Origin of the sequence: Marinobacterium sp. YM272 (genome assembly GCF_050908845.1) — a bacterium.
Lineage (GTDB): Bacteria > Pseudomonadota > Gammaproteobacteria > Pseudomonadales > Balneatricaceae > Marinobacterium_D.
In genome coordinates this window covers 1,403,021-1,422,304 of sequence record NZ_CP194171.1, presented here as the reverse complement: position 1 = coordinate 1,422,304, position 19,284 = coordinate 1,403,021, and the positions used below count along the sequence as shown (strand labels likewise).

At 59.5% G+C, this 19,284-nt stretch carries 17 protein-coding genes; 10 read left to right on the top strand and 7 right to left on the bottom strand.

Annotated elements, in window-relative coordinates:
- Positions 1-103: 103 nt before the first annotated feature.
- The 3 genes from ACQUQP_RS06600 to purU form a co-directional block, all read right to left on the bottom strand.
- Positions 104-949 (bottom strand): replication protein P, encoded by an 846-nt coding sequence (locus ACQUQP_RS06600; RefSeq protein ID WP_432698008.1) that lies wholly within the window; start codon positions 947-949, stop codon positions 104-106.
- Complete coding sequence (locus tag ACQUQP_RS06595) at positions 867-1,742, bottom strand: DnaT-like ssDNA-binding domain-containing protein (protein WP_432698007.1); 876 nt, start codon at positions 1,740-1,742, stop codon at positions 867-869. Before ACQUQP_RS06595 ends, ACQUQP_RS06600 begins: the two co-directional genes overlap by 83 nt.
- A gap of 72 nt (positions 1,743-1,814) precedes the next feature.
- Complete coding sequence (gene purU, locus ACQUQP_RS06590) at positions 1,815-2,669, bottom strand: formyltetrahydrofolate deformylase (RefSeq protein WP_432698006.1); 855 nt, start codon at positions 2,667-2,669, stop codon at positions 1,815-1,817.
- Between the two features lie 146 nt (positions 2,670-2,815).
- On the opposite strand from purU, the gene ACQUQP_RS06585 reads away from it, so the two are divergent.
- The 5 genes from ACQUQP_RS06585 (at position 2,816) to ACQUQP_RS06565 (ending at position 7,650) form a co-directional block, all read left to right on the top strand.
- Positions 2,816-4,348, top strand: a complete 1,533-nt coding sequence (locus tag ACQUQP_RS06585) for a thymidine phosphorylase family protein (protein ID WP_432698005.1) — start codon at positions 2,816-2,818, stop codon at positions 4,346-4,348.
- Positions 4,348-5,244: a ribose-phosphate pyrophosphokinase gene (locus tag ACQUQP_RS06580; RefSeq protein WP_432698004.1), complete on the top strand. Its 897-nt coding sequence runs from the start codon at positions 4,348-4,350 to the stop codon at positions 5,242-5,244. Before ACQUQP_RS06585 ends, ACQUQP_RS06580 begins: the two co-directional genes overlap by 1 nt.
- 125 nt (positions 5,245-5,369) lie before the next feature.
- Positions 5,370-6,107: an oxygen-insensitive NADPH nitroreductase gene (gene nfsA, locus ACQUQP_RS06575; RefSeq protein WP_432698003.1), complete on the top strand. Its 738-nt coding sequence runs from the start codon at positions 5,370-5,372 to the stop codon at positions 6,105-6,107.
- An 82-nt stretch (positions 6,108-6,189) separates the two neighbouring features.
- Positions 6,190-6,513, top strand: a complete 324-nt coding sequence (locus ACQUQP_RS06570; protein WP_432698002.1) for a hypothetical protein — start codon at positions 6,190-6,192, stop codon at positions 6,511-6,513.
- A gap of 126 nt (positions 6,514-6,639) precedes the next feature.
- Positions 6,640-7,650, top strand: a complete 1,011-nt coding sequence (locus ACQUQP_RS06565; protein ID WP_432698001.1) for a CobW family GTP-binding protein — start codon at positions 6,640-6,642, stop codon at positions 7,648-7,650.
- A gap of 117 nt (positions 7,651-7,767) precedes the next feature.
- Here the strand turns inward: ACQUQP_RS06565 and ACQUQP_RS06560 are convergent, their stop codons facing one another.
- The 3 genes from ACQUQP_RS06560 to mtgA form a co-directional block, all read right to left on the bottom strand.
- Positions 7,768-7,980, bottom strand: coding sequence for a cold-shock protein (locus ACQUQP_RS06560; protein WP_010325086.1), 213 nt, complete (start codon positions 7,978-7,980; stop codon positions 7,768-7,770).
- Positions 7,981-8,747: 767 nt separating this feature from the next.
- Complete coding sequence (locus tag ACQUQP_RS06555) at positions 8,748-11,021, bottom strand: YgiQ family radical SAM protein (protein WP_432698000.1); 2,274 nt, start codon at positions 11,019-11,021, stop codon at positions 8,748-8,750.
- A 114-nt stretch (positions 11,022-11,135) separates the two neighbouring features.
- Entirely contained in the window at positions 11,136-11,861 is a 726-nt protein-coding gene (gene mtgA / locus ACQUQP_RS06550) for a monofunctional biosynthetic peptidoglycan transglycosylase (protein ID WP_432697999.1), read from the bottom strand.
- 165 nt (positions 11,862-12,026) lie between these two features.
- Here mtgA and ACQUQP_RS06545 point away from each other — a divergent pair, with 165 nt between their 5' ends.
- The 5 genes from ACQUQP_RS06545 to ACQUQP_RS06525 all read left to right on the top strand — a co-directional run bounded on the left by ACQUQP_RS06545 (position 12,027) and on the right by ACQUQP_RS06525 (position 18,717).
- Positions 12,027-13,736, top strand: coding sequence for a diguanylate cyclase domain-containing protein (locus ACQUQP_RS06545; RefSeq protein ID WP_432697998.1), 1,710 nt, complete (start codon positions 12,027-12,029; stop codon positions 13,734-13,736).
- A gap of 315 nt (positions 13,737-14,051) precedes the next feature.
- Positions 14,052-14,819: a transporter substrate-binding domain-containing protein gene (locus tag ACQUQP_RS06540; RefSeq protein ID WP_432697997.1), complete on the top strand. Its 768-nt coding sequence runs from the start codon at positions 14,052-14,054 to the stop codon at positions 14,817-14,819.
- A gap of 21 nt (positions 14,820-14,840) precedes the next feature.
- Positions 14,841-16,466 (top strand): GGDEF domain-containing protein, encoded by a 1,626-nt coding sequence (locus tag ACQUQP_RS06535; protein WP_432697996.1) that lies wholly within the window; start codon positions 14,841-14,843, stop codon positions 16,464-16,466.
- Between the two features lie 134 nt (positions 16,467-16,600).
- Entirely contained in the window at positions 16,601-18,325 is a 1,725-nt protein-coding gene (locus tag ACQUQP_RS06530; protein WP_432697995.1) for an ATP-binding protein, read from the top strand.
- A gap of 14 nt (positions 18,326-18,339) precedes the next feature.
- Positions 18,340-18,717: a hypothetical protein gene (locus ACQUQP_RS06525; RefSeq protein WP_432697994.1), complete on the top strand. Its 378-nt coding sequence runs from the start codon at positions 18,340-18,342 to the stop codon at positions 18,715-18,717.
- 16 nt (positions 18,718-18,733) lie between these two features.
- Here the strand turns inward: ACQUQP_RS06525 and ACQUQP_RS06520 are convergent, their stop codons facing one another.
- Positions 18,734-19,138, bottom strand: a complete 405-nt coding sequence (locus ACQUQP_RS06520; protein ID WP_432697993.1) for a c-type cytochrome — start codon at positions 19,136-19,138, stop codon at positions 18,734-18,736.
- Positions 19,139-19,284: the final 146 nt, after the last annotated feature.

Below are 19,284 nucleotides of genomic sequence, written 5' to 3'. Positions count from 1 at the left end.
TTCTCTTTCAGGCTGCGATGCTCGGCGGCGCTGAAGGGGACGCCTTGCTGCGCTCAGCTAATATCAGACGCAATGGATAATCGAGCCCTGTTCAAACTCAGTATCAGGTGATCGCGCCCGGCTCGTCGGGCAGCTGGATCCCTTTACCCTGTTTGTCGAGCTTTTCCTGGGCCTGGGCCTTCAGGCGTTTGCGCACCGCGCTGCCCTTCGGCAGGGTCAGGTAGTAAAGCAGACTGCAGGCCTCTTCCGGGGGCAGGCCCTGTTTTTCACCGAAGGCGAGCATAAAGCGCGCAAGGGTGCCGTCCTGCTTGTTCTCTATAGCCGGCATCACCGGCAGCTCCAGCTCTTCGCCCTGACGCACACGGCGGCAGAGCACGTCGTAGTGGTAGCTGAACTTGGGCAGCACCTCCGGTTCATCCTCGCTGCGCAGTTCGAACCAGCCGGTGTTACGGCCGGCCAGATACACCGCCGGATGGCTCCAGTCGTGCTCACGGGGATGATCGGCGTACATGCAGGCTTCGGTATAGGCGTCACGCAGTGGCGGCAGGCCGAAGTCGCCATCCAGATCGCGGATAATGCTGAGAAACTCGGAGATGGTTGGCATCCAGGCCAGGGTTTCCTTGCAGCGGTTAATCGCCGCCACCAGCTCGCGCTCGCCATAGCCGCGCAGACTCAACGCCCACTCCCGCTTGGCGATGCGGATCTCCTGTTCGGTCTCGAAGCAGCTTTTGAACTTGTGCCCGTAGATCGCCATAAACCGGGTGAAGATCATGTTGACCAGCACCTTGGTCTCATCGGGAATCACCTGTTCCTGGGGATCCCGGTCAGCGTAACCGGCCCGGGGGTCACGCACTTCATGACCGCGATCACCAGTCGGTGTTCTTGATGTCCATGAGCGCTGCGGTAATCCGTTTCCGCTTTTCCCGAGAATCTGATCGGCTGTTTTCATCTTTCGCTGCTCCTGTTGAGCCGGATTCGCGCTCCTGCTGGTATCGCTGATCGCGCGCATCCTGTGTCTGCTTCTTGACCCATTCCCGTTTTACCCAGGCGAGGAACTTCTGATCCCAATTGGTTTCCTTGCGGTCCTTATCGAGAAAATAGAGCACAAATTCATCGATACAGCCGTCGGCAAAATCGGCCGGAATCGCATAGCGCGGCAGCAACTGGTGAAACAGGTCGGAGGGCTGCCAACCGATATACATCGCCTGCAGCTTCTGGTTGCGCTGCTCCGCCTGCTCGAAGATCTCCTCCAGCTCATCCTTGTGCCGGCGCCAGCCGATGCTGCCACCAAAGGTGGGCGCAGGGCCCTTTTGTCGGGCCAGATTGGGCTGACGAGCGGAGGCACGTGGCCCCTGGGCCGGCGGTTCATCCACCACCGGGATATGGCGCACACCCGCTTCCCGCGGTGGAGCAGGTTCAGGGCGCCTGGTCGGTACGGGCGTCTGTTCGGCCGCAGCCAGCTTCAGCCTGAGGTTACCGGCGCCGCCCCAGGCGATCTCGATCAGGCCCAGTTCGACCAGCTGCTCGGTCACTGAGCGCAGCCGCCCTTCATCCCAGAAGTCCGCCAGGGCCAGCCACTGACTGCGGGATAACAGCAACTCTGCCCTGCCGCGTTCATCGGTCATCCCGCTGCGCTCCATCGCCTCATGGTAGAGACCGAGCAGCAGTGCCGGTTCAACCCCGATCTGGCGCGCCAGAGACGGGTAAATCAGCATCGGCTTTTCCGGGAAAGTAAAACTCATGAGCGCTGCGCTCTCCTATAACGGTTTCCAATCTTTAATAGTAGCTCAGGCAGGCTGGCTTTCGATATGGCCTCAATCGAACACCACTGTCTTGTTGCCGTGGACCAGCACCCGGTCCTCCAGGTGCCAGCGCAGCCCCCGGGCAAGGGTGAGTTTCTCCACGTCACGCCCCAGGCGCACCATATCCTCCGGCAGGCTGCGGTGGCTGACCCGGGTAACCTCCTGGTCGATGATCGGACCGGCATCCAGGTCCGGCGTCACATAGTGGCAGGTCGCACCGATCAGCTTGACGCCGCGGTCATGGGCCTGATGGTAGGGTCGCGCGCCGACAAACGACGGCAGGAAGCTGTGGTGGATATTGATGATCCGGTGCGGATAACGATCACACACCTCCTGCGGCAGGATCTGCATGTAGCGCGCCAGCACCACGGTATCTGCATCGTGTTCGCGGATCAGTTCATCCACACGGCTGAAGTGCGCCTGCTTGTTATCTTTCTCTGCCGGCACGCAGAAGTAGGGAATACCGTGCCATTCCACCATCGAGCGCAGGTCCTCGTGGTTGGAGATCACACAGGGGATCTCGCAGAACAGCTCCTTGCTGTGATAGCGGTAGAGCAGATCAGCCAGGCAGTGCGACTGACGACTGGCCATCAGTATCACCTTTTTTGGCACACTGGAGTCGGTGATCGCCCACTCCATATCGAACGAACCGGCGATCGGTGCGAAGGCTTCACGCAGGCGCTCAAGTGTGAACGGCAGGCTCGACGCATCGATCTCAACGCGCATAAAAAAGTAACCGCTCATCGGGTCGGAATGCTGGTTGGCGTCGGTGATCGAGCCGCCATGGCTGGAGATAAAATTACTGACCATCGATACGATGCCCACACGATCGGGGCAGGATAAAACCAACCGGTAATTGCGTTCCATCAGAGGGAGTCCTGTTCACAGCCAGCGAAAATGAGCGTGGTATTCTACCAGTACCGGGGCGGTGCCGGGAGTCTGCCTTCGCTGAGCACTGCGCGCGGATCTTCAGTTGCGTTACTATTGAGTAAAAATTCAAGGATAAAACCGGGATGCATTTCACGCCGGAAAAGATGGCCCCCCTCAAGGCCTGCCGCCTGGGTATAGATACCCACCACGAGCCGACACTCTTTCTGCGTAACGACAGCCCGATCTGCCGATCGGAAGGTTTTGACAGCCTGTCACGGGTGCGGGTCAACTGCGGCGACCGACACATCATCGCCTCACTGAACATGGTCAGTTCCGAGTTGCTTGACCCAAGTCAGGCAGGCTTCTCCGAGTCTGCCTGGGAGCGACTGGACGCCACTCCCAATGCCGATGTCTGGCTGTCACACCCAAGACCTGTGCAGTCGCTGTCCCACGTTCGCGCCAAGGTGTATGGCCATGAGCTGAACGAGCTGCAGATCCAGAGCATCATCAACGATATCGTTGAAGGCCGCTATGCCGATGTACACCTGGCGGCGTTCATCACCGCCTGCGGCGACGAATCCCTGAACGATCGCGAGATCACCGCCCTCACCCAGGCGATGGTCAACGCCGGCAGCCGCATCGACTGGGGGCTGGAACGGGTGATCGACAAACACTGTGTCGGCGGTCTGCCCGGCAACCGCACCACCCCGATTGTCGTCTCGATTCTGACCGCCTGCGGCCTGACCGTGCCGAAAACCTCTTCCCGCGCCATCACCTCCCCGGCCGGTACCGCCGACACCATGGAGACGCTGACCGATGTCAGCCTCTCCCTTGAACAGATGCGCCAGGTGGTCGGTACCCAGGGCGGATGCCTGGCCTGGGGCGGCGCCATGCGTCTCAGCCCGGCGGACGATCTGCTGATTCAGGTTGAACGGGCGCTGGATATCGACAGCGAGGGTCAGCTGATCGCCTCCGTGCTGTCGAAAAAGCTCGCCGCCGGCGCCACCCACGTATTGATCGATATTCCGGTCGGACCCACTGCCAAGGTGCGCAGCCAGGAAGCGGCCGACAAGCTGGCACAGAGCTTCCGTAATGTGGCCGACAACCTGGGTCTGCAGCTGAAAACCCTGATGACCGACGGCAGCCAGCCGATCGGGCGCGGCATCGGCCCGGCGCTGGAAGCCCATGACATTCTCGCGGTACTGAAAAACAAGCCGGGCGCCCCCGCCGACCTGCGGGAACGGGCCTGCCAGATCGCCGGCGCCATGCTGGAGATGACCGGCGAAGCCGCCCCGGGAGAGGGCGAAAGGCACGCCCAGTCCGTGATCGAATCGGGCGCCGCCTGGGACAAGTTTTACGCGATCTGCACGGCTCAGGGCGGCTTGAAACACCCGCCGGTTGCACCCTATCGCTACGCGCTGATCGCCCCCCATGACTGCCGGGTGACCGGGATCGATAACCGCCAGCTGGCAAAGGTGGCCAAACTGGCAGGAGCACCTGCGGATCCGGCCGCCGGCATCGAGCTGCATGTAAAGATCGGCGATACGGTAGAGCAGTATGATCCCCTGCTGACGATCCATGCGGAGAACGCCGGCGAACTGAACTACGCCGTGGAATACCTGACTGACCATAAACTGGTCATGACCCTGAGCGAAGAGCCGAAAGGACAACCCTGATGCGACCACTGCTTTTCAACCTGGACGCCGACCCAGACCTCGGCAGCCGCCTCTGTACAGCCCTGGACGCAGACCACGGCGAACTGGAGCAGCGCCACTTCCCCGATGGCGAGAGCTATCTGCGCGTCCACACCGCGCCCGCCAAACGGGACTGCCTGATCCTGTGCAACCTCTACCGGCCAGACAATGTCACCTTGCGGCTGCTGTTCCTTGCCGATACGCTGCGGGAACTCGGCGCCAACCGGGTCGGCCTGATCACGCCTTACCTGCCCTACATGCGCCAGGACAAACGTTTTCACTCCGGCGAGTGCGTCAGTTCACGCCCTTTCGCCCGGCTGTTATCCAGCAGTCTCGACCTGCTGGTCACCGTGGATCCGCACCTGCACCGCTACAACTCGCTGGACGAGATCTACTCGCTGAAGTCCGCGGTGGTGCATGCCGCACCGATGATCGCCCAATGGATCAGCGAACAGGTTGAAAAGCCGTTGCTGATCGGCCCGGACAGCGAAAGCGAGCAGTGGGTTTCCGAGGTGGCAAAACTGGCAGATGCGCCGTTTCAGGTGCTCAGCAAGGAGCGCCGCGGCGATTACGACGTCAGCGTCTCGCTGCCGGATGTGGAAAAGTGGCGCAGCCATACGCCGGTACTGGTGGACGATATCATCTCCAGCGGCCGCACCATGCTGGAGACACTGAAACACCTGCAGGCGGCCGGCCTGCCCCGCGCCCGGGTGATCGCCGTACACGGTCTTTTCGCCGGCGATGCCTGGCAGCAACTGGAGGCGCTGGCGGATGTCACCACCTGCGAATCGGTGCCACATCCAAGCAACGCTATCGGTCTCGCCAAGGCACTTGCCGAGGCCACCGGGACGCTGCTGGCCAGCGATAAAGGTGCATAAGCCAGACAGCGGCGATGCACTTTTTGCACTGGTCCACCGCCGCTTGAGATTGCATCATGGGCGCTAGAATCCCGTTCTGAAGTCGATCCACTCATCCTTCCAGCGAAAGAGGTCCGTTTACCCCAATGAATGCCGTGATAGACCTGCTCAAAAGCCACCGTTCAATCCGTAAATTCCGCCAGGAGCCGATCGATCAGGAGACGCTGAACCAGCTGGTTGCAGCAGGCCAGAGCGCCGCCACCTCCAGTTTCATTCAGGCATGCAGCGTCATTCAGGTGGATAACCCGGAAACCCGGGAGCAGCTGGCCGAATGCACCGGCGGCCAGGCCTATGTCGCCGAGGCACCCCGTTTTCTGGTGTTCTGCGCCGATATGCACCGTCACCAGATCGCCTGCGACATGCACGCTGCCGAGATGAAATCCGGCTTTACCGAGCAGTTCCTGACCGCCTCTCTGGACTGCGCCCTGTTTGCACAGAACGTCGTGGTTGCCGCCGAATCTCTGGGCCTGGGCGTCGTCTACATTGGCGGCCTGCGTAACCAGATCCAGCGCGTGGCCGAGCTACTCGAACTCCCGGAGCTGGTCTACCCCGTGTTCGGCCTCTGCCTGGGTTACCCGGACCAGAACCCGGAAACCAAACCGCGTCTGCCGCTAACGGCCGTACTCAAACATGAACGTTATGACGACAACCAGGACCGGGAGATTATCGCCGCCTACGACAACGACGTGCGCGAATACTACCGCACCCGTACCGGCGGCAATAAAGAGATGAGCTGGAGCGAGCAGATTTCAGGCATGCTGGTCAAAGAGGCCAGACCCCATATGCTGGCGTTTCTGCAGAGTCGCGGCTTCCTGAAAAAATAGCCCTGTCTATACCATATGCAGCGCACAAAACTCTCGGCTATGATGAGGATGTAACCCAACCTAGCCGGGAGAGCGATAAGCCATGCCAGACAGACAGATTAATTCCCTGCTTGATGAGCTTGAACACCGGGCTAAACGCGTCGCCAGTCAGAAAGAGGTGACACTGAAGGTAGATCAGGAAGATCTGATCCGCCTGAGAGCGCTGGCCGAGGTGTATGGACTGAGTATCGACGAGGTCACAAACAGCCTGCTGCACAATATCCTGATGGAGGTGGAAGCGAAGCTTCCCTACCGTGCCGGCAAGCGGATCATCCGGGTCGAAGATGACGATCCGGTCTACGAGGATATCGGACCGACCCCCCGTTACCTCGAAGCCAAACGGCGTTTTGAGAAGGACTGCGCCTGACCGAATCGATCAGCCGGTTTCACCCCGCGTGAAAAGTTAACCCGGGGTTCTGCTTGCTGCCTGCCCGGCGGCCAAGGACAATGTGCGCTCGAATAAGGCTCACCACCTAAAGGCTGCAAGCGACGCATGGTCAGGATAGTAAAATCGGTTCCCACCAACATTGTTACCGGCTTCCTCGGCGCCGGTAAAACGACCGCCATCAATCACCTGCTCAGGCTCAAACCGGCACACGAACGCTGGGCCGTACTGGTCAACGAGTTTGGCCAGATCGGCGTCGACCAGTCACTGTTCGATGCCAACGACGCTGTTCATATCAGCGAAATCCCCGGTGGCTGCCTGTGCTGTACCCGAGGCCCACAAATGCGTGTGGCCCTGACCCGGCTGCTCAGGGAGGCCCGCCCGGACCGTTTACTGATCGAACCCACCGGACTTGGTCACCCCACGGGCATCGTCGACCTGCTGCAGGGCGCAGATTTCAACGCGGCCATCGATCTGCACTCGATGATCTGCCTGGTCGATCCCCAGGTCCTTGATGAGCCGCGGGTCCTGCGACACCCGGTCTTCAATGACCAGATCGAGTTGGCCGATATCCTGGTGCTGAACAAAACCGACCTCTGCGCCCCCCAGCAGCTTGCCGAGGCGGTCTCCCTCTCCAACAACATGTTTCCACCGAAACGCAGCGTCGTGCAGACAACCCGAGGCGAGATTCCGCTTGAGCTGCTAGACCTGAGCAGCGAGCGCAGCGCGGCGGGCTCCAGCCTCAGCCCCATCAACCGCCCGGCTCCGGTGGAGACGCCAGCAACCGAACCCTCAGTGGCTGCACCCGGTAGCCCGCTGCTGCAAACCGGGCAGCTGGACGGTATGTATAGCTATAGCTGGCTCTTCAGTGCCGACGACCTGTTTGATACGGACTCGATCCTGGCACTGCTCGATGCAGACACCGACGCGCTGCGGATAAAAGCGGTGCTGCGTCTTGGTCATGCCTGGATCAGTTACAACCGGGCTCTGTCCAATGACCGTGAGGTCAGAGAGAGTAGCTGGCGCCGGGATTCACGGGTTGAAATTATCAGCGATCGGGCGATGGATGCGGAAGCGATGAGCGAACGTCTGAGAAACTGCCTGAAAACGGGCATGTAAACGGTTTGGCCAGTTTGGCCTTTAACCGGAGAGCAAGCGTTAAAGCGGGGAGTAAAGCGGGGGAAGATATCGGAGGATGGATACCGGAATATCCATCCTCCTGAATACGGGCGCTACTTAAGCAACGACCGTAACGTTCTCAGCCTGAGGACCTTTCTGGCCCTGAGTTACTTCGAAAGTAACCTGCTGGTTTTCGTGCAGAGTACGACGGCCTGTGCCGTTGATTGCACGGAAGTGAACGAATACGTCAGGACCGTTTTCCTGCTGGATGAAGCCGAAGCCTTTCTCATCGTTGAACCATTTAACGGTGCCGGTTACGAGCTGTGACATGTTTTGCCTCTTTCTTTTTACTTTCAGACCAGCCTTTTGACTGGTGACTTCTAACTGACCGAAATCCTGTATTTCGACCTTTTCAGACGATTTCAACCGGCTGCCACTCCTGTGACACACTCGGTATAAAACCGCTTGACGATAACAGGCCGCTACGCAACCTGGCCTCGCCGTTCCGGCAACCGCGTGAGCTTTCCCGCGGCGCTGAACATTTCATCTGCGACTAAAGCCGCTCTGGGCCCGGGATCACCCTGCGCCCATCTCACCTCTGACAAATTCCGGACACAGCGCTGCCCTGATCGAAACGCCGGAGTCGACGACGATACGCTGGCAATCATGAGTCAAACGGAAAGCGGCGGCCGGAATGGCCGAAATCTGAGATGTGGCTGTCGCTTCAAAGGCCGTCGTTCCCTGACATGTGGATCGTACCGGCTGATTATGAAGCTTTGCGGTCAAAAACCCGCGAATGTTTTGTTGCATCAAACTTAAAATAACTCCGTGCCAGCATACCCGCTGGCGGGTCCGGTCTTGCTGCATCGTCTATCCCGTTGTGGATATACGTTTCAGGACGCTTGACAGCCTGCCCTGAAGTTGCCGACCGGAGGACAACCTTTTCCGCATAATACTCCAGTTGTGATCAATTACAATGGCCTGTTTGCGCGAAGTTGCTGATTCGGGTATCGGCGTAATTGCCGGCGCCTCAACTTCAAACCTGGCCCTCCCTGGCTGTCTCTGTGATGCGTTCGGCAAAGTCCGGCGGACCAGACTTAAACCCGACGCGCCTTGCGCTCGCCTTTACCCCGGCTTTTGCTCTTGCCCTGCACCTGCGTGCCCGGCTTGCGGGGCGCCGATGAGCGCGGCTTGCGCGAGCCATCATCCCGCGGCGGCAGACCGTTGTGCTGGGTCTGAATACGGCCCTTGCCGGCGCGCGCAGACTGTCTGGAGTTCTTGCGCCGCGGCGCATTGTAGGCCTGACCGTCCGGTTGATCTTTGGGGATCAGCTGGTGCTCGCCATCCCCGATCAGATCCGCCCGCCCCATGGCTATCAGCGCTTCACGCAGCAACGGCCAGTTTTCCGGATCGTGCCAGCGCAGAAACGCCTTGTGCAAACGGCGCTGACGCTCGCCCTTCACCGTTTCCACCTTCTCCGAGCTCTTCTTGTAGCTCAGGCGGCGCAGCGGGTTGCGGCCAGAGTGATACATGGCGGTGGCCGACGCCATCGGCGAGGGATAAAACGCCTGCACCTGGTCAGCCTTGAAGCCGTTGGTTTTCAGCCAGAGCGCCAGGTTCATCATATCTTCATCGGTGGTGCCCGGGTGCGCCGCGATGAAGTAAGGAATCAGGTACTGCTCCTTGCCCGCCTCGGCGGAGAAGCGTTCAAACATCTTCTTGAACGCATCGTAGGTGCCGATACCCGGCTTCATCATCTTGTCGAGCGGACCGCGTTCGGTGTGCTCCGGCGCGATCTTCAGGTAACCACCCACGTGGTGGGTCACCAGCTCGCGCACATACTCCGGATCTTCCACCGCCAGGTCGTAACGCAGGCCGGAGGCGATCAGGATCTTCTTGATCCCCTTGAGGCTGCGCGCCTCGCGGTAAAGCTTGGTCAGCGACGAATGGTCGGTATTCAGGTTCTGGCAGATGCCCGGGTAGACACAGGAGGGCTTGCGACAGGCCGCCTCGATCTCACGGCTCTTGCACGCCAGACGATACATGTTGGCAGTAGGGCCACCAAGATCAGAGATCACGCCGGTAAAGCCCGGCACCTTGTCGCGAATCTCCTTGATCTCGCGGACGATGGAGTCCTGGGAGCGGTTCTGGATAATCCGTCCCTCGTGCTCGGTGATGGAGCAGAAGGTACAGCCGCCGAAGCAACCACGCATGATGTTCACCGAGAAGCGGATCATCTTGTAAGCGGGAATTTCCTCCTTGCCGTAGGCCGGGTGCGGCACGCGGGCGTAGGAGAGATCGAACACATAGTCCATCTCCTCCATGCTCAGCGGGATCGGCGGCGGGTTCAGCCAGACCTCCTGATCACCGTGCAGCTGCACCAGCGCCCGGGCGTTGCCCGGGTTGGTCTCCAGGTGCAGTACCCGGTTGGCATGGGCGTAGAGCACCGGATCCTTGCTGACCTTCTCGTAGGAGGGTATGCGGATCACGGTTTTGGCGCGATCCAGTCGCATCCGTGGCGAAGACTCGATATGCAGCACCTGCAGCTCATCTTCGGCATCCATCTCGGCGGTTTCGCCGCCCTTTTCCCGCTCAATCTCACAGGCGGCCAGATCCCGGGTATTCACATAGGGGTTGATGATCTTGTCGATCTTGCCCGGGCGGTCGATACGGGTGGAGTCGATCTCCATCCAGCCTTCGGGCGTGTCTTTGCGCACGAAAGCGGTACCGCGAATGTCGCGGATCTCTTCCACCGCTTCGCCGGCATCGAGACGATGCGCCAGCTCAACCACGGCACGCTCGGCGTTACCGTAAAGCAGCAGATCGGCACGGGCATCCAGCAGGATCGAACGGCGCACCTTGTCCTGCCAGTAATCGTAATGGGCGATACGGCGCAGGGAGCCTTCGATACCACCGAGGATAATCGGCACATCCTTATAGGCTTCACGGCAGCGCTGGCTGTAGACCAGGCTGGCCCGGTCCGGACGTTTACCGGCCTTGCCACCCGGCGTGTAGGCATCGTCAGAACGCTTCTTCCGGTCCGCCGTGTAGCGGTTGATCATGGAATCCATATTGCCGGCGGCCACGCCGAAAAACAGGCGCGGCTTGCCCAGCGCCTTGAACGCATCAGCGCTGTGCCAGTCCGGCTGGGCGATAATACCGACACGGAAGCCCTGGGCTTCGAGCAGACGGCCGATGATCGCCATGCCAAAGGAGGGATGGTCGACATAGGCATCACCGGTGACAACGATGATATCGCAGGCGTCCCAGCCCAGCTGTTCCATCTCCTGCCGGCTCATCGGCAAAAAGGGTGCGGGATCGCGTCTGGCATTGAAGCTTGCCAGATCCTGAAGCGGGGTCGGGGTCTGCATAGGGAGTAAACCGGTTAAATCGAGCGTATCGGAAAAGGCCGGGCGGCCGGAATCGATGGCAGTATACCCCAGCCGTGCCTAATTTCCGACCAACTGGCTGCGATATTCCCCGCTTCAGTCCCGGATCGGGTCCAGCCAGGCCAGGCCCAGCTGGCGCATCTGCCGCTCTATCCAGCGCGCTCTTTTCTGTACATAGGGACCGGGCGGCTGCGCCGAGTAGCGCCAGGGGTTGGGCAGAATCGCTGCCAGCCGTGCCGCCTGGTTATCGCTGATGGTCTGCACCGGGCGCTGGTACCAGTACTCGCTGGCCGCACCGACGCCAAATACACCGGGACCAAATTCAGCGATATTCAGGTAGACCTCAAGAATACGCTCCTTGCCCCAGATCCACTCCAGCAGGAACGCCAGGGGCAGCTCCAGCCCTTTGCGCAGCCAGTCACGGCCCGGCCAGAGCAGCAGGTTTTTCGCTGTTTGCTGGGTCAGGGTGCTGGCACCGCGCAACCCTTCCCCTTCCAGCGCTTCGTTGACTGCCTCGCCGATCGCCTGGGTATCGACACCGGAGTGCAGCGGAAAACGCTGATCCTCAGAGGCAACCACTGCCAGCTGCATCGACAGCGGTATCTCCTCCAGATCGACCCACTGGTGGTAAAACTTGCCACTGAACTCCTCCGGCGGGTTGAACCAGCGGTGCATCTGCCAGCTCCAGACCGGAGGATCCAGGTATTTCAGTACAAGCAGCAGAGCCAGCAGGACGCCGACCGTCCCCAGCAGCAGCCAAAGCAATGCTCTGCGAAACCGTGCCAGCAGCCCCGAGGTACGTTTTTGCGATCCTTTTCTCAAACCCGGAATCAACGCTTCTACTACCTTCTAAATTTGCCCTGAACGCTTTCATTCGGCTGCTACAGCCAGCTTCAACTCTCCACTGCGCCGACTTTGGTATTGATCTTACACTCAGAAATATCTGATATGATCCGTTCTATCTTTTAATGCAGCAACGGACTGCGTATGACCATGAATCTCAAAACCCGGTTCATGCTGCTGATGATGGCACTTTTCCTGCTCTCGGCGGCCATTATCTGGGTACTTGTCCGCCAGCTCTCCGAATCCATCGTCGAGGAGTGGGCCACCCGCTATGCCGAAAAGCAGGTACTTTACGATAAAGCCCGCACGGTTCAGCCCATTCTGCGCGAGATCGCACTGTCCAGCCAGTTCGCACACTCCCGGCAGTTGATCGAGTGGGCGCAAAACCCGGACGATCCGGTGTTGAAGCAGCGCGCCATCGCCGAGATGGAAAACTACCGCCTCAACTTCCATGACAACAGCTATTTCGTCGCCCTTCTGGCATCGGGCGATTACTACCACAATAACGCCGCCAATGAATACGCCGGTGCCCAGTATCGCTACACCCTCGACCCTTCCCGCCCCGCCGACAGCTGGTTCTACGACATCATTGAACAAAACCGGGACATGCACCTGAACGTGAACCCGGATGTGGAGCTCGGTGTTACCAAGCTCTGGATCGACATGCTGCTGCGCGACGGCGACGAGATTCTCGGGGTGGTCGGCACCGGTCTGGATCTGACCAGCTTTATCAATGAGGTGGTCAACCAGGACGAACCCGGCATCACCAGCCTGTTCACCGACCATGACGGCGCGATTCAACTCTACCGTGACCAGAGCCTGATCGACTTTGCCACAATCACCAAGTCGAGCAGCGACAAGACCATGGTTGACCGGCTGTTCTCCGACCCGGATGACCAGCGTGCGGTACACAGACTGATGCAGCAGCTGGTTAACGACCCGAACCAGGTACTGACCCGTTTTGTCGATATCGACGGTCGCCGCCACCTGGCCGGCATCGCATACCTGCCGGAGATCGGCTGGTATGAGATCACCCTGCTTGACCTGGAGGTGGTGCTGCCGTTCAGCCTGTTCAGCGGCATTCTGTTCAGCTTCGGGCTGATGCTGCTGCTCAGCCTGTTACTCCTGCATCTGGCACTTAAATATTTCGTCATCACACCGCTGGTCAAGCTGGAAGCGGGGATGGACGATATCAAAGAGGGTCATTATCCGAAAAACCTGGAGCAGGCCCTGCCTTCCGGGGAAATAGGCCGCCTGATGAACCATTTCAAAGGCATGGCCAAGGCGGTACAGAGCGCACGTCTGGACCTGGAGTACAAGGTAAGGGTGCGTACCGAAGCACTGGAGAACCTGACCAAAACCGATCCGCTCACCGAGCTGCTTAACCGCCGCGGCATGCAGGAGCGTCTCGAGGGCGTGCGCCAGCAGCTGGAACGCGAAGGACGTCAGTTCGGCTTGATCTGGATCGATCTGGATGCTTTCAAGGAGATCAACGACCAGTACGGCCACAAGGCCGGTGACCAGGTTCTGCTCGAGGTCGCAGCTCAGGTCCGCACGCAACTGCGCGGTTATGACTGTGCCGCCCGCTGGGGCGGCGATGAGTTTCTGCTGCTGATCCAGACAGACGAGTTAGACGCGCTGCAAAGCCTCAGCGAGCGTATCCGCAGCGGCATCGGGGATTGCAACATCCATTACGACGACGATCAGGCGCCACTCAAGGTGACGGTCAGCGCCGGCTGCTACCTGGTGAGTCAGAACGAGTCGCTGGAGAAGTCTCTGCAGTCGGCCGACATGGCGCTTTACCAGGCCAAGCAGGCAGGTCGGAACCGCAGCGCCGCCTATGAGTCGCTCTGACCCCGTCAGATCATCTGCAGCAGCGCCTTTGCCACCGGCCAGGTCGGCCCCTTACAGACATCCACTCGCTTAGAGTCAGGGGACTTACCCGGGGCAAGGAACAACCTGCGTTTTTAATTCACCAGCCCCCATTTACAACGAGGCACCAACAAGTAGAAAGTTTGTATTCATCACACGACGAAAAGACAGTTTCAGAATTCTTGAGTAATATAAGGGAAGCTATGAACAGGTCCGTGCCATCTCAGGCTACACTGAAGCGCTCAAGTGCTATCGATAGTTTCTCATGGATAAGTCGAGACCTCGTCGGAGAAGAATATGGCAAAGAAGTTGCGCTTCCCCAAGCGGATGCTGCCGCCACTGATACTGGGAAGCCTGATCACCAGCCTGTCGGCAGAGCCGCTTGTTATCGCCACAGAGGGCACCTACCCCCCTTTCAGTTACACTGACGAACGTGGCGAGCTCACCGGGTTTGACGTGGATATTGCCTGGGCGCTCTGTGAACGCATGCAGCGCGACTGCGAAATGGTTGAGGCCGAGTGGACTCAGTTACTGCCACTGCTTGAGTCAGGCAAGGCCGATTTTGTCGTCGCCAGCATGGCAAAAACAGCGGAACGGGACCTCCGCGTGGACTTTACCGATTACTACTACCGCTCCCATACCATCTTTATCGGCGACCCCAAACGCTTCACTGCAAGCACGCCATCAGCGCTGGCCGGCGCAGTGCTGACCACTGGTCGCGGTACGATACAGGCCGATTTTCTTAACAAGCATTACACCAACAGCGAGATCAGGCTGACAGACGATCAGGTCCAGGCCCTGGAGCTGCTGACGTCGGGCCAGGCCGACCTGGTCCTGTCCGATACCATCAACCTGCTCGATTTCCTGCAGCAACCTGAATCATCGCAGTATGACTTCATCGGCGCACCGCTCAACTCCGAAGAGCTACTTTCGAAGGCCCACATCGCGGTTCGTCAGGGTGACGACGACTTACGGGAAGCGCTCAACAGCGCCCTCGAACGTCTGCGGCTTGATGGCGGCTATGACCGCATCAACCGCAAGTATTTTCCGTTCAGCATCTACTGATCCGAAACGGGAGAGATCAGGATGCAGAAACGGGCCCATCAGTTCCGCCCCAGCCTGGCCCACACCATTCACATCGGCGTGTTACTGCTGCTGCTGCTTCTTGGCGTGATGATCTGGCTGGCGATGCCGCTGATGAACGGCATCGTGGATAAAGCACGGGAAACCCGTGATATTCACCTCCCGGCCATCACCCAGTGGCGCCACAACAGCCAGCGGGCAGACCGGCTTTACTACTTTATCAACACCCTTTACCGGACGGAGGACCCGGCACTGATCCGCCGTACCCGCCTGCAGTCTCAGGTACTGGTTAACGGTTTTGCCTTCGAGCCGGACCCACAACTGGCAAAGCAGGCCAGCAGCGTAATGCAGGCCATTCTGCCACTGTCAGAACGGCGCACAGAACAGCATCGCCTGCAACAGTTGCTGCACACGGACGCCAGGGCGCTGCGCCAGATCAGCGAACAACTGGCGCTGCCACACCAGGCACAGATATCGGCAGGCCCCCAGGCGTCAGCGATCAGCCGCTCGCTGTTTGTCCTCGCCACCAACATAGAACATACCAACCTTCTCACCGCTGACTGGGCCGGACTGATCGAGGAGATCGAACGTACCAGGCAGCAGACATCCCAGAGCCCTTTGACCTTTGCCAGCTCGGCCGGCGCGTCAAGTGACACACTGGGTCAACTGCTGGCTCGGCTGCAGGAGCGTACTGTCGACATCATCCAACTGCAGATTCAGGCTGAAGGTTATTACCAGGAAGCGATCCGCGAACAGCTGCATCTCAGCAACCTGCTAAACAACGATGCCGCGCTGAAAACACAGCAACTGGCCAAGCGTGTGGAAGACGATGCCCTGCAGGTACAGCACTTAACCTGGGTCTTTATTGCCGCATTTCTGGTGATCGGCACGGCGCTGCTGATCGGTTTCAACTACCTGGTGCTGCGTCCCATACTGCGCACCAGCGAGGCCCTGGAGCTCGCCAGCAGAGGCATTCCGCTGTCCGATGAGGATAAAAAGCTGGGCTACTTCTCGGAGATAAATGCCATCGCCGAAAATATACAGCACTACAGCGAAACCTCTATGGAGCTTCGCCACCTGAATGAAGAGCTGGAAAAGCTGTCTCATCTCGATGGCCTTACCGGCATCGCCAATCGCCGCCAGTTCGACACCTGTCTGCAGCAAGAGCTGAACCGGGCGACGCGACACCAGCAAACCCTGGCACTGATCCTGTTTGATATCGACCATTTCAAACAGATCAATGACGCCTACGGCCATCAGCAGGGCGATGACTGCCTGCGCGCGTTCGCCCACCTGCTCAAACGCTTCGCTCAGCGCTCCGGCGAACTCGCTGCGCGCTATGGCGGTGAGGAGTTCGCCCTCATCCTGCCTCAGATCGGCCTTTCCGAGGCCCAGGCGATAGCCGAACAGATACGGGTTGAAGCCCCCGAACTCTCCATCCAGTCCAAGCAGGGCGAACTGATCAACCTGAACATCAGTGCCGGCGTCGCTTATTTTGACTACGGCGACCTGTGCACCGACAGCGAACTGCTGCAGAAAGCCGACTCGGCACTCTACCGGGCAAAACAGGCGGGCAGAAACCAGGTGGCCACCAGCCCGGGCGGCCCACCGGATGCCTACATTACCTGATAAACCCCGCCCCAATGCCGACACTGTGTCGGCAACCTCACACTGAGCCGCGACAAAACAACTGAATTTCATAAGCTTAGCCCTGGCATGGCGTTTGCCCCTGACAATCTGGCAACAGACGCGAGGAGACAGGGGTGAAACTTCAAATCGAGCGAAATGTGGCGACAACGCTGTTCCAGCGCTGTCCATCACTGACGACCTGGGAAGAGCAGCTCAAGCTGGCAAGCAGGGTTGAGATCCCGTTTCAGGTCTTCAACCAGGAGCAGTTAAATCTGCTGATCGACATCTACGGCCAGCTTCCGGGAGGGGCCGGCAAGAAAGCCCAACTGCAGGCGCTGCGCGATGCCAGTTTTGCCGCCGAGCCTGTCAGCGTAGGAGAGGATCTCGAGGAGCTGCTGCCGGAACTGATCGCCCATCTGAGCCAGAACGTCAGCCGGGGCTGGCTGTTCCGCCTGGAAGGCAGCGGCACTCTGCTGCCCTGGGCGGTCTCCCGCATCGACTTCACCCCCGCCGGCAGCGAGGAGCAGGCGCGTATCGTCATCGACCTGAAAGCCAACAGCCGAGGCAAGCTCCAGACCAAGCAGCTGATCATCTCCGAGCGTGACCTCAACAATCAGTCACTGGTAGAGCTGCTCGCCACCAAGGGTTATCTGAAAGAGACCGACCACCTGCTGGCCAGCTTTGACGCCGCCAACGAGCGCTATATCAACTGGCGCGCCAACTTCGGCGAGCAGTTCTCCGGCAGCGGCACCGGCATCTACGCCGAAGACCCGGCCGCCTCGCACCGCAACAGCGAATGGGGCCGCAAGCCCCGTGTCGTGCTATCCGCCAGCGGCGGCGACGCCCGGCTGGTGAACGACGAGGAGGTGCTCGCCGAGCGGGAACTGACGCTGCAGCAGAGCGGCAAGATCCTTAACGCCATCCTCAAGCGCATCGCCCGCCAGTCCAGCTTCAGTGATGAGGTGGACAAGCGCATCGAGGCCCTGGCCGAGGCGATCCCGGAACCCCTGTTCAGCCGAATTCCGGTGCATGGCTATATCCTGATGTTCCATCTGGAGCTGCACCACCATCTCTGGGTGCATGTGGATAACCTGCAGCCCTACCGCTATCAACCGGAGCTGAAAGATAAACTGGTCCTGCCCCAGGCCCACACTGATCTGATCGATATACTCACCGCCGAGATGGAGATGCTGCTGGACGATATCATCGACGGCAAATCCGGCGGCACCACCGTGCTCTGCAGCGGTCCCGCCGGTGTCGGCAAAACCCTGACCGCCGAAGTCTATGCGGAGATCATCGGCCGCCCGCTGTATCGCGTTCACTCCGGCCAGCTGGGGCTTAACGTGGCCGAGATGGAGAAAAACCTGAAGGATGTGTTGATCCGTGCCCAGCGCTGGGGCGCCGTAATGCTGATCGACGAGGCGGATGTCTATATCAAGCGCCGCGACGACAACCTGACCATGAACGCGGTGGTCGGTGTATTCCTGCGCGTGCTGGAGTACTTTAACGGTCTGCTGTTCCTGACCACCAACCGCATCGACGATATCGACGAAGCGATCATCTCCCGCTGTATCGCCATGGTGCGTTATCAACACCCCGATGCCGAGGAACGCAGCCGCATCTGGCAGGTGATGACAGAGCAGTTTGGTCTGCCGCTGGAGGCAGAGCAGCTTGAGCAACTGGCCGAACGCTTCGCCAGCGCCAGCGGCCGCGATATCAAGGGCCTGGCCAAACTGGTGGCGAAATTCTGCAGCTTCAGAGACTGCCCGCCGAGCATGGAGGTGTTCGAGCATTGCGCCGGTTTCCGCGGTCTGGATATGACCGGCACGAACGCACAACGCCCGAAGAGTGCCGCCTAGGGGAGTAATATCAGATGAGCGCTCTTATACCCGCTGAAGAGTGGCTGAAAAGTCATTCGCTTTCGCCTCGGGAGATCGACTGCGTGATCGCCCTTATGCTCAAGATCCTCGACGGCAAGTGCAAGATGAATGAGCAGGACAAGACGCTGGCTGCCGAGCTCTACCGACACTGCAGCACTCTCAGCGGTGAACATCTGGGGGACGAGATGCATACATTGATTGCCACAGTCGGGCAGACGCCCTCGGCGGCGATGATCGAGCAGATCTACGAAACCCGTGTACTGGCGGAAACGCGGATCTCGCGACCGGTGATGAAAGCTTTCAAGGCCAGACTCAGGAAAGAGGGACTACTGCCGAAGAAAAGCCCCTCCCCTGCCAAAGAGCCAGATTGATCAATTACCCGCCTGATCAGTTCAGGGATTTCAGAAAAGCGATCAGGTAGTCCTGTTCCACCGGGTCGGTCACCGAGACGTGACGCATGCGTGTGCCCGGCACCAGCGCTTCGTTATCGGCCACCCACTTACGCAGGTTCTCCTCGCTCCAGGTAAGCCCTGAATTTTTCAGCGCATCGGAATAGGCAAAACGCGGCACGGTACCGGCTTCACGCCCGACCACGCCATGCAGATCGGGACCAAAGCCGTTCTTTGCCGGGTCCAATGTATGACAGGCTTCGCACTGATGAAACACGGCAGCACCCGCCGCTGCCATCGCTTCCTGATCGCTGCCTTCGGCGTAAAGCGCGGGAGAAGCAACCAGAGCAGTGAGAGCAACCAGGGCAGAAGGAGAAAGTGCAGCTATCCAACGGTTATTCATGGCACACCTCATGAGGCCAGTTAACAGATAGCTCCACTATATGCCCCACCGGAATCCGGCCTCTTTAGTACTTGAGTACTGTTTGCAGGTCTCCTTTGATAAGGGTCAACAAACTCCGACCGACAGCCTGTTGCCAGAAACGCAAA

What these genes read in the sequence shown, in the direction of transcription:
- ACQUQP_RS06600 (WP_432698008.1), bottom strand. Translation starts at nt 949, where the DNA reads ATGAAAACAGCCGATCAGATTCTCGGGAAAAGCGGAAACGGATTACCG.
- ACQUQP_RS06595 (WP_432698007.1), bottom strand. Translation starts at nt 1,742, where the DNA reads ATGAGTTTTACTTTCCCGGAAAAGCCGATGCTGATTTACCCGTCTCTG.
- purU (WP_432698006.1), bottom strand. Translation starts at nt 2,669, where the DNA reads ATGGAACGCAATTACCGGTTGGTTTTATCCTGCCCCGATCGTGTGGGC.
- ACQUQP_RS06585 (WP_432698005.1), top strand. Translation starts at nt 2,816, where the DNA reads ATGCATTTCACGCCGGAAAAGATGGCCCCCCTCAAGGCCTGCCGCCTG.
- ACQUQP_RS06580 (WP_432698004.1), top strand. Translation starts at nt 4,348, where the DNA reads ATGCGACCACTGCTTTTCAACCTGGACGCCGACCCAGACCTCGGCAGC.
- nfsA (WP_432698003.1), top strand. Translation starts at nt 5,370, where the DNA reads ATGAATGCCGTGATAGACCTGCTCAAAAGCCACCGTTCAATCCGTAAA.
- ACQUQP_RS06570 (WP_432698002.1), top strand. Translation starts at nt 6,190, where the DNA reads ATGCCAGACAGACAGATTAATTCCCTGCTTGATGAGCTTGAACACCGG.
- ACQUQP_RS06565 (WP_432698001.1), top strand. Translation starts at nt 6,640, where the DNA reads ATGGTCAGGATAGTAAAATCGGTTCCCACCAACATTGTTACCGGCTTC.
- ACQUQP_RS06560 (WP_010325086.1), bottom strand. Translation starts at nt 7,980, where the DNA reads ATGTCACAGCTCGTAACCGGCACCGTTAAATGGTTCAACGATGAGAAA.
- ACQUQP_RS06555 (WP_432698000.1), bottom strand. Translation starts at nt 11,021, where the DNA reads ATGCAGACCCCGACCCCGCTTCAGGATCTGGCAAGCTTCAATGCCAGA.
- ACQUQP_RS06545 (WP_432697998.1), top strand. Translation starts at nt 12,027, where the DNA reads ATGACCATGAATCTCAAAACCCGGTTCATGCTGCTGATGATGGCACTT.
- ACQUQP_RS06540 (WP_432697997.1), top strand. Translation starts at nt 14,052, where the DNA reads ATGGCAAAGAAGTTGCGCTTCCCCAAGCGGATGCTGCCGCCACTGATA.
- ACQUQP_RS06535 (WP_432697996.1), top strand. Translation starts at nt 14,841, where the DNA reads ATGCAGAAACGGGCCCATCAGTTCCGCCCCAGCCTGGCCCACACCATT.
- ACQUQP_RS06525 (WP_432697994.1), top strand. Translation starts at nt 18,340, where the DNA reads ATGAGCGCTCTTATACCCGCTGAAGAGTGGCTGAAAAGTCATTCGCTT.
- ACQUQP_RS06520 (WP_432697993.1), bottom strand. Translation starts at nt 19,138, where the DNA reads ATGAATAACCGTTGGATAGCTGCACTTTCTCCTTCTGCCCTGGTTGCT.